Genomic DNA, 12,399 nt, shown 5'->3' with positions numbered 1-12,399 from the left:
AGGATCAGGGGAGATGGGTTTCCATCTCCCCTTTTTCTTGCGCCTGGAGAACTCAAATGGTTGCCGAAGCTGAAGACACCGAAGACGAAAGTTACGCGATAGACTGCCCGGTGCTGGTCACCGAGCGCATGGTGATGCGTGCGCCGCGCGAAAACGATGTCCCCCAGCTGGTCGAACTTGCCGACAACCGTCACGTCGCCGAAATGCTGGCGCGCATGCCGCACCCCTATGGCGAGGCCGAGGCGCGCGCCTTTCTCGCCATGACCCGGTCGCGCCGCGCCGGCATCGCCTATGCGCTGACGCTGGCCGGCACCGACACCTTCGTCGGCTGTGCGGGCTTGAACACCACCGATCGCGGGCTGGAACTCGGCTACTGGATCGGCGAACCCTTCTGGAAGCGTGGCTATGCGACGGAAGCCGCCCACGCGCTGGTCGACCTAGCCTTCCAAAAGACATCGATCCAGGTGCTGCATGCTTCGACCCGGGTCATCAATCCGGCCTCGCGCCGGGTGATCCACAAGTGCGGCTTCCAGTATGCCGGCCAGGGCATGCTGAACTCGATCGTCGCCGGCCAGGTGCCGGTCGAGCGCTACAGGTTGGACAGGAAGACGTGGACCAGCCTGCGCAACTGGGTCCACTTCTAGATGGGTCGATATTCAGGTGAGGCCGGCCTGCGAATGGCGGCCTCCTGCGCTTCCGGTGCTCACGTACTTAAGTACGCTGCGCGCCGGTTCTCGGAAGCCACCATTCTCGGCTCGGCCTGACCTGAATCTCGACACACCTAGGCGCATGGTGCCAAAGTAAAAAGCCAGGACCAAGTTTGGACTCAGCCCAGTTCGACCCATACCGGCAGATGGTCCGAACCGGTCGCTTGCCGGTCGACCCACAGGCGCTTCAGCGACCGGGCGAGCGAGGCGCTGGTGAAGACATAATCGAGGCGCTTGTAGCGGCTGGCGTTGGTGGGGTCTTCGGGGTCGACCCAACTGACGAGATCGTCGCCGGTGGCGTTGAGGCGCATGGCGGCATCGACGGCGAAGTCGGCGGTCAGCGGCATGCCGAATTCATGGTCTGGCCGGCCGGCGAGTTCGACATATTCGGGCGAGCCAGCCAGCATGTTGAAATCGCCCATGCCGACAAAGGCTTCGGGATGGGGCAATTCCGGCAGGCCGATCTCGGCGACGCCGGACAGCGCGCCGCCTTCGAGCGCATAGTTCAACAGGCGCTGGCGCAGGAACTGGATCTGGCTGGCGCGTTCGACCGGGCTGCGGTGATCGAGATGGATGGAATAGAAGCGGATGAAACCAAGCGGCGTCTCGATCAGTGCTTCCAGCGCGCCACGCTGGAAGTTCATCATCTCGAAGCTGCGGCTGCGCGGCAAAAGCAGGTTGCGCGACAGATGAATGGGTGTCTTCGACAGCATCATATTGCCAAGCTGGAACGTCGTGGTGATGGCGCGGCCGCTCTCGATGCGCGAGCCGATATTGGCCTCGAAATTGCTGCCATAGACGGCGAAATAGTCGGGCAGCGCCTCGCCGATCTCGGCGACCATATCGCGGCTGCCGTTCCTCGGGTTGTTGCGGGTGACCTCCTGCAGCGCGATGACATCCGCGCCGCGCACGGCATCGGCGATGCGCGCGACATCGTACTGGCCATCAAGACCGATGCCGTACTGGATGTTGTAGGTTACAAGCTTCATTCCGACATTTCTCCGGCCAACCCCACGCGGCCATTGTCACAAAACGGCCTCGCCCTTCGCCGCGCCTTGGTTTAGATCAAGGCCCAAGGTTTAGAGCAATGCCGCAAGGCCAATAAAAGAAACTGCACTCCCATGAAATTTCTCGATCAAGCCAAGGTCTATGTCCGCTCCGGTGACGGAGGCTCCGGTTCGGTGTCGTTCCGGCGCGAGAAATTCATCGAGTTCGGCGGGCCGGATGGCGGCGATGGCGGCCGTGGCGGCGATGTCTGGCTGGAAGCGGTCAATGGGCTGAACACGCTGATCGACTATCGCTACCAGCAGCATTTCAAGGCCAAGACCGGCGTCCACGGCATGGGCCGCAACATGACCGGCGCCAAGGGCGCTGACGTCACGCTGAAGGTGCCGGCAGGAACGCAGGTGTTCGAGGAAGACAATGAGACGCTGATCTGCGACCTGACCGTGGTCGGCCAGCGGTTTCTGCTCGCCAAGGGCGGCAATGGCGGCTTCGGCAACCAGCATTTCAAGACCTCGACCAACCAGGCGCCGCGCCGCGCCAATCCCGGCCTTCCCGGTGAAGAGCTCAACATCTGGCTGCGGCTGAAGCTGATCGCCGATGCCGGGCTGGTCGGGCTGCCCAATGCCGGCAAGTCGACATTCCTTGCCGCCGTCACCGCGGCCAAGCCGAAGATCGCCGACTATCCGTTCACGACGCTGCATCCCGGCCTCGGCGTCGCGCGCATCGACGCGCGCGAATTCGTCATCGCCGACATTCCCGGCCTCATCGAAGGCGCGCATGAGGGCGTCGGCATTGGCGACCGCTTCCTTGGCCATGTCGAGCGCACGCGCGTGCTGCTGCACCTGGTCTCGGCGCAAGAGGAAAATCCGGGCAAAGCCTACAAGACCGTGCGCGCCGAACTCGAAGCCTATGGCAACGGGCTGACCGACAAGGTCGAGATCGTGGCACTTTCCCAGGTCGACACGCTCGACGCCGATGCGCGCAAGAAGAAGGTCGCCTCGCTGAAGCGTGCGGCCGGCCGCGCGCCGATGCTGTTGTCCGCCGTCACCGGCGAAGGTGTCGAGGCGGTGCTGCGGGGGTTGATGACGGTGATTGCCGAGGCGCGGGCACTGGCCACTCCGGTGGTCGAGACGCGCTGGGACAAGTAAGGCCATGCAGTCGCTGAAAAAATACCGGCGCATCACCGTCAAGATCGGCTCGGCGTTGCTCGTCGACCGCGCGAGCGGCCTGAAGCGCGACTGGCTGGCCTCGCTCGCCGACGACATTGCCCTGCTTGCGCAGGGTGGCGCTGAGATCCTTGTCGTGTCGTCCGGCGCCATCGCGCTTGGCCGCACCATCCTTGGGTTGGGCAAACGCGCCCTGAAGCTCGAGGAAAGCCAGGCGGCGGCGGCCGTTGGACAGATCGCGCTCGCCGGTGCCTGGTCGGATGCGCTCGGCAAGGGCTGCCTGAAGTCGGGTCAGATTCTTTTGACCCTCGGCGATACCGAGGAGCGCCGCCGCTACCTCAATGCGCGGGCGACGATCTCGACGTTGCTCAAGATGAAGGCGGTGCCGGTCATCAACGAGAACGACACGGTGGCGACCTCCGAAATCCGCTATGGCGACAATGACCGGCTGGCCGCGCGCGTCGCGACAATGATGGGCGCTGACCTCCTGGTGCTGCTCTCCGACATTGACGGGCTCTATACGGCGCCGCCAGCGCGTGATCCCGATGCAAAATTCATTCCGGTGGTCGACCGCATCACCCCCGATATCGAGGCGATGGCGGGCGCGGCCGCCTCCGAACTGTCGCGCGGCGGCATGCGCACCAAGCTCGACGCCGGCAAGATCGCCACCGCCGCTGGCACCGCCATGATCATCACCTCGGGCACGCGGCTGTCGCCACTGATGGCGATCGAGCGCGGCGAGCGTGCCACATTCTTCAGGCCGAGCGCCAATCCGGTCAAGGGCTACAAGACCTGGATCGCCGGTCAGCTCGAACCGGCTGGCCGGTTGACGGTCGATGCCGGCGCCGTCGGCGCGCTGACATCGGGCAAATCGCTGCTGCCGGCCGGCGTCAAGCTGGTCAGCGGCAATTTCTCACGCGGCGACACGGTGGCGATCCTGTCGCCCGAGGGACGCGAGATCGCGCGCGGACTGGTTGCCTATGATGCCGCCGATGCCGTAAGGATCGCTGGCCTGAAGACGGCCGAGATCGAAACCGTGCTCGGTTACGAAGCGCGTTCGGCGATGATCCACCGCGATGATCTGGTGGTGAGTCACGCTGGAGGCGACATAAGCGGAGGATGAGCCATGCTGAAGCTGCATGAAAAATCCGGGGACGACACCGTGGCGCTGATGGCCGATATTGGCCTCCGCGCTCGCGCTGCCGCCCGACCGTTGGCCGTCGCCACCACCGCCGCCAAGAATACCGCACTCCGTGCCATGGCAGACGCGATCCTTGCCCGTGAGCAGGACATTCTCGACGCCAACGCAATCGATGTGTCGAATGGCGAGGAATCGGGCCTGTCCGGATCCTTCATGGATCGGCTGAAGCTCAATCCGGCGCGCATCCGTGCCATGGCCGATGGCATCCGCGAGATCGCGGAACTCAAGGATCCGGTCGGCGACGTGATCGCCGCGTGGGAGCGGCCGAACGGTTTGCAGATCGAGCGCGTTCGCACGCCGCTCGGCGTCATCGGTGTCATCTATGAAAGCCGGCCGAATGTGACGGCGGATGCCGGCGCGCTCTGCCTCAAGGCCGGCAATCCGGTGATCCTGCGCGGCGGTTCGGATTCGCTCAATTCGTCCGCCGCCATCCATGCCTGCCTGGTCGAAGGCCTGAAGGCTGCCGGCCTGCCGGAAGACGCCATCCAACTGGTGCCGACCACCGACCGCGCCGCTGTCGGCGAGATGCTCAAGGGGCTAGGTGGCGCGCTCGACGTCATCATTCCGCGTGGCGGTAAAAGCCTTGTCGGGCGGGTGCAGAGCGAGGCGCGGGTGCCGGTGTTTGCCCATCTCGAAGGCATCTGCCATCTCTATATCGACCGATCGGCCAATCTCGACATGGCGGTGAAGATCGCCGTCAACGCCAAGATGCGACGCACCGGTGTCTGTGGTGCGGCCGAGACGCTCCTGGTCGACCGTGCGGTGGCATCAACCCATCTTGTGCCGATCCTTGGCGCACTGCGCGCGGCCGGCTGCGAGATCCATGCCGATGCCGAAGTGCTGAAGGTGTTTTTCGATGCCAAGCCGGCCACCGATGCCGACTGGGTGACGGAATATCTCGACGCCATCATCGCGGTGAAGCTGGTCGACGGGATTGCCGGCGCCATCGACCATATCGAGACCTTCTCCTCGCATCACACCGAGGCGATCATCGCCGAGGACAGCCAGGCGGTGGAGCGGTTCTTCAACGAGATCGATTCGGCGATCCTGCTGCACAATGCCTCGACGCAGTTCGCTGATGGCGGCGAGTTCGGCATGGGCGCCGAGATCGGCATCGCCACGGGCAAGATGCATGCGCGCGGCCCGGTTGGCGTCGAGCAGCTGACCTCCTTCAAGTACCGCGTGCGCGGGTCGGGACAGGTGAGGCCTTGAAGCTTTTCGTTCCTAGAGCCTGAGGCGTTGCGCGCGCGGACCCCCCTCTGCCCTGCCGGGCATCTCCCCCTCAAGGGGGGAGATTTGATGTTGTTTCGGGTTTCGCCAATCGCTGCCGTCGCAGAGTTTCTGACGTCAATAAAGTTGCCAATCTCCCCCCTTGCGGGGGAGATGTCCGGCAGGACAGAGGGGGGTGCCTAGCGCCATGCTGTCGTCGTCCCCAACCCCTGTTCCTTCCCACTACCTGAAAATGCCGCACGCCGAAAAAGGCCTGGCCGTCGGCCTGTTCGGCGGCTCGTTCAACCCGCCGCATGCCGGCCATGCGCTGGTCGCCGAGATCGCGCTCAGGCGCCTGGCGCTCGACCAGCTGTGGTGGATGGTGACGCCGGGCAACCCGCTGAAGAGCACGCGCGAGCTAGCGCCGCTGGCAGAGCGGCTGCAACTGTCGGAGAAGATCGCCAGGAACCCGAAGATCAAGGTCACCGCTTTCGAGGCCGCGCACAATGTGCGCTACACCGCCGACACGCTGGCGCTGGTCAAGGCGCGCAATCCCGGCATCGACTTCGTCTGGATCATGGGTGCCGACAGTTTGCGCGACTTCCACCGCTGGCAGCGCTGGCGCGAGATCGTGCTCACCTTCCCGATCGCGGTTATCGACCGGCCGGGCGCGACGCTGTCGTTCCTGTCATCGGTCGTCGCCAAGACCTTCGATTATGCCCGTATCGATGAAGGCGACGCGCCGCTGCTTGCCCGCATGCAGGCGCCGGCCTGGACCTTCATCCACGGCCCGCGCTCATCGCTGTCGTCGAGCGCGATCCGCAGGATGGCGAAGTCGTGATAGATCCCGGTCTGCCCACCGTCCACGCTTTCTGGATCGGCGGGCCGCTCGGGCCGATGCAAGTCGCCTGCCTCAAATCCCTCGTCCGCCTTGGTCACCGCACCGTGCTGCACGTCTACGATGATCCCGGCGATGCGCCGTCGGGCGTAGAGCTCGCGGACGCGACGAACATCCTGCCGCGCCAGCGCGTTATCGTCCACCGCAATGGCAGCTATTCGCTGTTCGGCAATATCTTCCGCTACAAGCTGCTTACCACCGGGGCCGAGATCTATGTCGACTGCGACATGTATTGCATCAAGCCCTTGCCGCGCCGTCCTTACATGTTCGGCTGGGAGAGCCCGACCCGGATCAACAATGCGGTGCTGAGCCTGCCCGTGGACTCGCCGATCCTGGGCGATCTCGCCGGGATGGTCGATCATCCCGAGCGGTTTCCGGAATGGTATTCATGGAGCAAGCGGTTGCGCTTCGGCGCTCGGCGCGCGCTCGGGCAGCTCAAGGGGTTCGAGAACCTGCCGCATGCCTCGCTCGGGCCGCCACTGCTGACCCATCTGGTGCGCAAGCACGGGCTACTCGACCAAGCATCGGCCCAGAATGTGTTCTATTCCAATATCGAAGGCCAGGGCACGCTGCTCGATCCGCAACGGTCCATCGCCGACCTGATCAAGCCAGATACTTTGGCAATCCACCTCTGGCGCGGTTCGTTGCGCAAGCTGTCGTTCGCCGACGTGCCGCCGACCTCGCCGCTCGGCGAAATCCTGGCCATGTGAAGTTCCGCACGGCCGCCCGTCCGGCGATGTCGCTTTTGCGGCGGCTTTTCGCCGTACACTGGGCGATGGTGCATGAATGCTGGACAAGAACCGGGCCACGATCGAGCGAGATCACGACAGCGCGCCGACGCCGCTGATCGCGATTGCCAGCGTCATCGTGTCGATGGCGCTGATCGCCGTCGGCAACGGGCTGATGTTTGCCTATATCCCGGTCCGGCTTGGTGTCGAAGGCTTCGATCCGACCTGGGCCGGGCTCATCATAACCGGCCTTTCGGCCGGCGGCCTCGCCGGCTGCATCCTGACCGGGCCGCTGGTGCGCAGGGTCGGCCATGCCCGCGCCTTCATGGTGCTGTCGGCGCTGATCGCGCTGGCCAATGCCGCCGTCGGCGCCGGGCCGCATCCGGTTTTCTGGATCGCCGCCCGTGCCCTTTACGGCTTTGCCATATGTGGCCTGTTCATCGTCGCGCAGAGCTGGCTTAACGATGCCGTCGCCAATGCCATACGCGGCCGGGTGATGGCCTTTTTCTACGTCGCCTATGTCGCCGGGCTAGGTGTTGGCTACGCGACGCTGGCGCTGGTCGACGTCAGGACCGCGGATGCGCCGTTGATCGGCATCGTCTTCACGGCCCTGTCGATCCTGCCTGTCGGCATGACGCGGCTGGCGCAGCCACCGGCGCCGCAGGCGGCCTCAGTGGCGCTGCGCCGGGCATGGCGGATTTCGCCGGTCGGCGTCGCCGGCATGCTTGCGGTCGGCGGCCTGTCGATGGCAATCGCCGGCTTCGCGCCGATCCATGCCACAGCCAAAGGCTACAGCCAGGGCGATGTGGCGCTGCTGCTTTCGGCGATGCCGGTCGGCACGCTGATCCTGCAGATCCCGCTCGGCTGGATCTCCGACCGCACCGACCGTCGCTACGTGCTGATCGCGGCTTCCGCGCTCGCCATGGTCGCGGGTGTTTTGGCGCTTGGCTTCGACGGTGGCGCGCTGAGTGCACTGGTGGCGATCTACATCATCTGGGATGGCGCGTCGGAATCGATTTATTCGCTCTCCAGCGCACATGCCTCCGACCGTGCCGGCAAGGAGGACATGGTGGCGCTGTCCAGCTCGCTCTTGTTTGCATGGTCGCTGTCGGGGTTCATCGTGCCGGGCATCGTGACCGCGCTGTCGGCCGTCTTTGGAACGCAGGCGTTCATCTACGTGGCGATCCTCATCGCCGCCATCTTCTGCCTGTTCGTGCTGTTGCGCGTGTTCACCACGCAAGCCGTTCCGGCCACCGAGACCGGCAGCTTCGCGCCGATGACGGCGCAGGCGCCGCTGCCGGTCGAACTCGCCTATGCGCCTGAAGATAGTACCAGGAAATCGGGCTGACCGCTGGCCGACGAGGCTTCGCTCTTGATGCCTGGCGACTATGCTTCCACGTCTGCGTCTTGAAACTGTCAGGGAACTCTGCCTATCTAAGCGGTGTCACCTGCTTTAGGGGGTGATTTGGTTGTTCTTGCTGCGAAAGGAAATACACTGAGAACAGCACTGCGGAAGAAGGCCGATATCATGCCTTCGCCGGCCGGGATCAGCGTAGACGACGCCGTGTCCCGTGCCATCAAGACGGTCCTTGCCAGTCTGGAAGACTCCAAGGCCGAAAATATTGTCTCAATCGACATTCAGGGGAAATCGAGCCTCGGCGACTACATGGTTGTCGCGTCGGGTCGATCGCACCGTCATGTCTCGGCTGTCGCCGACCATCTCCTCAAGGCGCTCAAGGATGCCGGCCTCGGCACGGCGCGCGTCGAGGGGCTGTCCGGTGCCGACTGGGTCCTGATCGATTCAGGCGATATTATCGTCCACGTCTTCCGCCCCGAAGTCCGCGACTTCTACAATCTCGAAAAGATGTGGCAGTCACCGGATCTCGAGGAAGAGACCCTTCACTAAGCTGCTCTGTGTCGTTGCCCAAAATCGGATTTCAGCTTTGGGCGACATGCACTAACGGCTTATAGAGGCGGGATGAAGATTTCAGTTCATGCCGTGGGCCGGATGAAAGCCGGCCCCGAGAGGGAACTTGCCGACCGCTATTTCGAGCGGTTCGCCAAGAGCGGGCCTGCGGTCGGGCTCGAATTCGCCGGGATTACCGAGATCGCCGAGGGCCGGGCGCAGAGCGCTGCCGAGCGCCAACGTGACGAGGGTTCAAGGCTGCTGGTGCAGCTGCAGCCGGGCACGGCCCTGATCCTGCTCGATGAGCGCGGCAAAAACCTTTCCTCGCAAGATTTCGCCAATCGCATCGGGCAGTTGCGCGATGGCGGCCGCAAGGCGCTGGTGCTCGCCATAGGCGGCGCCGACGGTCACGATCCGTCGCTGCGCGACCAGGCCGAACTGAAGCTGTCGTTTGGCGCGCTGACTTGGCCGCATCAGCTGGTGCGCGTGATGCTGGGAGAGCAGCTCTACAGGGTGGCGACGATCCTCTCCGGCCACCCCTATCATCGCTCGTGAGCCTGCCGCTACAGTTGCCGCCAGCTGTGATTCGTTGCCTGTCGCCCGGATTTCCGCCCCAATGCCGCGCAAGATCGAAATCTCTGGTTTTTGTGCATGTCGTTTTCCCAAAACCGGGGACCATTTTGGGCGACATGCATTCGGGGCGGGCTCTTCAAACATGGTTGATGGTTCGTTAACGATGCCGCGGATAGAGTCGATGGCGAATGTCTGAAGGCTGGAAATCGACACTGAGGTTATTAACGGGGGGCTCAACAAGTAGCTCCTGGCGCGCGCGCTGCGGTATCGCGGCAGCGGCGATGCTTTTGTCGTTCAATGCAACGCGAGCCGAGAACACGCTCGACATGGCGCCCGATCCGGACCAGAGCCGTGCCGAATATGAACAGGTTTCCAAAGAGATAACGCTGTCGTCGGAACGGCTGGCCAAGCTTGCCGCCGATATCGCCGCGGTCAAGAAGGACCATGCCTCGATCACAGCCGCGCTGATCCAGTCGGCAATGACCGAGCAGAAGCTTGGCCAGGACATCGAGGACATCGGCGCCAAGCTGGAGGGGCTGAAGGGCCAGCAACAGAAGATCCGCGCTTCGCTTGTGGCGCGCCGCGACGTGCTGGCCGAAGTGTTGGGCGCGCTGCAGCGCATGGGGCTCAACCCGCCGCCGGCGATCCTGGTCAAGCCGGAGGACGCACTGTCGTCGGTGCGCAGCGCCATCCTGCTCGGCGCCGTGGTGCCGGAATTGCGCCAGCAGACCGACAGCCTGCTGGCAGACCTCAAGGAACAGACCCGGGTGACGGCCTCGATCGAGGCAGAACGGGCGCGGCTGACGGATGCCGTCGGCGAGCAGACAGCGGAAAAGAAGCGGCTCGGCATGCTGCTCGAAGCCAAGCAGAAGCTCGAGGCTGATACGCAGGCGCAAATGGCGGCCGAACAGCAGCGTTCCGAGCAACTGGCGGCAAAGGCCTCTAGCCTCAAGGATCTGATCGCCTCGCTCGAAGCGCAGGCCGACAAGACCCGCAAGGCCGCGGATGCCGCAAAGGCAGCCTCCGCGGGGGATGGCAAGACGGATGGTGACACAACGGCATCGCTGGCGTCATTGCCGGTTCCCGAAGGCAACCAACTCACCGCGACAGCGCCCTTTTCAGCGCTGCAGGGGCAGATCGCGCTGCCGGTCACCGGCCGAATCAAACGCCGGTTTGGCGCCGATGACGGTAACGGCGCGGTGATGCTTGGAGACATGCTTGCGACACAATCGGGAGCCATCGTCACCGCTCCGGCGGATGGGAATGTGCTTTATGCGGGGCCGTTTCGCTCTTATGGTCAACTCTTGATCCTCAACGCTGGCGACGGCTATCATGTCGTTTTGGCGGGGATGAGCAGAATCAGTGTCGTGACCGGCCAGTCGGTGCTCGCAGGAGAGCCGGTCGGCGCGATGGGAGAGGCCCGGGTGGCAAGCACCTCGGTTTCGAAGAATGGAAATGCCACGCCGGAACTTTATGTCGAGTTCCGCAAGGATGGAAAACCCGTCGATCCGGCCCCATGGTGGGCGGACCGTTTTTCTGGAAGGACGTGAAATGATGCGGAAACTGTCGCTTCTGTTTGCCGGTGCGCTGATGGGCGCGTCCGCCATGAGCCTTGTCTATGGCGCTCCTGGCGCGTCGGCGAACGCTGCGGGGTCGGAGACCTACAAGCAACTGGCGATCTTCGGCGACATCTTCGAGCGGGTGCGGGCACAGTATGTCACGCCGCCCGACGACAAGTCGCTGGTCGAGAACGCCATCAACGGCATGTTGTCCTCGCTTGACCCGCACTCCTCCTACATGAACGCCGAACAGGCGCAGGACATGCGCGTCCAGACCAAGGGTGAGTTCGGCGGCCTCGGCATCGAGGTCACCATGGAGAACGACCTGGTCAAGGTGATCACGCCGATCGACGATACGCCGGCCGCCAAGGCTGGTGTGCTGGCCGGCGACTACATCGCCAAGATCGACGGTGAGGAGGTTCGCGGCCTGACGCTCAACGACGCGGTCGAGAAGATGCGCGGCCTGGTCAACACGCCGATCAAGCTCACCATCCTGCGCCAGGGCGCCGACAAGCCGATCGAGCTGACGGTGGTGCGCGACATCATCAAGGTCAAGGCGGTCAAGTTCCGAGTCGAGAACGACATCGGCTACATGAAGATCACCTCCTTCACCGAAAAGACCTATGACGACCTCGAGAATGCCATCGACACCATCAAGAAGCAGGTGCCGGACGACAAGCTCAAGGGCTACGTGCTCGACCTGCGCCTCAATCCGGGCGGCCTGCTCGACCAGGCGGTGAGCGTGTCCGACGCCTTCCTGAAGCGCGGCGAGATCGTCTCGACGCGTGGCCGCGATCCGAAGGACGTCACCCGCTTCGACGCCAAACCGAAGCAGGTCGACGACGTCAACGGCAAGCCGATCATCGTGCTCGTCAATGGCGGCTCGGCCAGTGCGTCTGAAATCGTCGCCGGCGCGCTGCAGGATCTGCGCCGCGTCACGGTGGTCGGCACGCAGTCCTTCGGCAAGGGTTCGGTGCAGACCATCATTCCGCTCGGCGAGAATGGTGCGCTCAGGCTGACGACGGCGCTCTATTACACGCCGTCCGGCAAGTCGATCCAGGGTAAGGGCATCACGCCCGACATCAAGGTCGACCAGCCGCTGCCGCCGGAACTGCAGGGCAGGGACCTGACCCGTGGCGAATCGGACCTCAAGGGTCACATCAAGGGTGCCGACGAGAGCTCGACCGGCTCGGGCTCGGCAGCCTATGTGCCGCCGGATCCGAAGGATGATCTGCAGCTCATCTTCGCCGAACAGCTGCTGCGCGGCCAGAAGACCGATCCGGCCTTCCCGCCCAATCCGGACAAGGCCGTGCTCAACCAGTAAGGGCCAGTCTGGCCGGTTGAACGAAGCAATGCGATGCTGCCGGGACCGAAAGGTTCCGGCAGTTTGATTCGGGGGCAGGCGAGGCCCCGAGATGCGGCGCCAGGGTGCGCCCCGGGGACAAGG

The 12,399-nt window shown here is 64.0% G+C and carries 12 protein-coding genes; 11 read left to right on the top strand and 1 reads right to left on the bottom strand.

Annotated features, from left to right (window positions below):
- Positions 1–56 precede the first annotated feature (56 nt).
- Positions 57–644, top strand: coding sequence for a GNAT family N-acetyltransferase (locus A3A9_RS0120190; RefSeq protein WP_027060393.1), 588 nt, complete (start codon positions 57–59; stop codon positions 642–644).
- Positions 645–826: 182 nt separating this feature from the next.
- Here A3A9_RS0120190 and A3A9_RS0120185 read toward each other — a convergent pair whose 3' ends face one another.
- Positions 827–1,696: an endonuclease/exonuclease/phosphatase family protein gene (locus tag A3A9_RS0120185; protein ID WP_027060392.1), complete on the bottom strand. Its 870-nt coding sequence runs from the start codon at positions 1,694–1,696 to the stop codon at positions 827–829.
- A gap of 132 nt (positions 1,697–1,828) precedes the next feature.
- Here A3A9_RS0120185 and obgE point away from each other — a divergent pair, with 132 nt between their 5' ends.
- The 10 genes from obgE to A3A9_RS0120135 all read left to right on the top strand — a co-directional run bounded on the left by obgE (position 1,829) and on the right by A3A9_RS0120135 (position 12,276).
- Entirely contained in the window at positions 1,829–2,860 is a 1,032-nt protein-coding gene (gene obgE, locus A3A9_RS0120180) for a GTPase ObgE (RefSeq protein ID WP_027060391.1), read from the top strand.
- Positions 2,861–2,864: 4 nt separating this feature from the next.
- A complete protein-coding gene (proB, locus tag A3A9_RS0120175; protein ID WP_027060390.1) occupies positions 2,865–4,001 on the top strand; it encodes a glutamate 5-kinase in 1,137 nt (378 codons plus the stop codon).
- A 48-nt stretch (positions 4,002–4,049) separates the two neighbouring features.
- Positions 4,050–5,291, top strand: coding sequence for a glutamate-5-semialdehyde dehydrogenase (locus tag A3A9_RS0120170; RefSeq protein WP_430515893.1), 1,242 nt, complete (start codon positions 4,050–4,052; stop codon positions 5,289–5,291).
- Between the two features lie 250 nt (positions 5,292–5,541).
- Positions 5,542–6,129 carry a nicotinate-nucleotide adenylyltransferase gene (locus tag A3A9_RS0120165; RefSeq protein WP_027060388.1) on the top strand — a complete coding sequence of 196 codons (588 nt, stop codon included), beginning with the start codon at positions 5,542–5,544 and terminating at the stop codon, positions 6,127–6,129.
- Positions 6,126–6,896, top strand: coding sequence for a hypothetical protein (locus A3A9_RS0120160; RefSeq protein WP_027060387.1), 771 nt, complete (start codon positions 6,126–6,128; stop codon positions 6,894–6,896). Before A3A9_RS0120165 ends, A3A9_RS0120160 begins: the two co-directional genes overlap by 4 nt.
- 76 nt (positions 6,897–6,972) lie before the next feature.
- Positions 6,973–8,262 (top strand): MFS transporter, encoded by a 1,290-nt coding sequence (locus A3A9_RS0120155; protein ID WP_027060386.1) that lies wholly within the window; start codon positions 6,973–6,975, stop codon positions 8,260–8,262.
- A gap of 180 nt (positions 8,263–8,442) precedes the next feature.
- Entirely contained in the window at positions 8,443–8,820 is a 378-nt protein-coding gene (rsfS, locus tag A3A9_RS0120150; protein ID WP_027060385.1) for a ribosome silencing factor, read from the top strand.
- A gap of 72 nt (positions 8,821–8,892) precedes the next feature.
- Entirely contained in the window at positions 8,893–9,375 is a 483-nt protein-coding gene (rlmH, locus tag A3A9_RS0120145; protein ID WP_027060384.1) for a 23S rRNA (pseudouridine(1915)-N(3))-methyltransferase RlmH, read from the top strand.
- A 206-nt stretch (positions 9,376–9,581) separates the two neighbouring features.
- Positions 9,582–10,943, top strand: a complete 1,362-nt coding sequence (locus A3A9_RS0120140; RefSeq protein WP_027060383.1) for a murein hydrolase activator EnvC family protein — start codon at positions 9,582–9,584, stop codon at positions 10,941–10,943.
- 1 nt (position 10,944) lies between these two features.
- On the top strand, positions 10,945–12,276 hold the full coding sequence (locus A3A9_RS0120135) for a S41 family peptidase (protein WP_027031688.1): 1,332 nt from the start codon (positions 10,945–10,947) through the stop codon (positions 12,274–12,276).
- The last annotated feature ends 123 nt before the right edge of the window (positions 12,277–12,399 follow it).

The sequence above is a fragment of the Mesorhizobium loti CJ3sym genome (assembly GCF_000472785.1).
GTDB lineage: Bacteria > Pseudomonadota > Alphaproteobacteria > Rhizobiales > Rhizobiaceae > Mesorhizobium > Mesorhizobium loti_E.
This window is presented reverse-complemented; position numbering and strand designations above follow the sequence as displayed.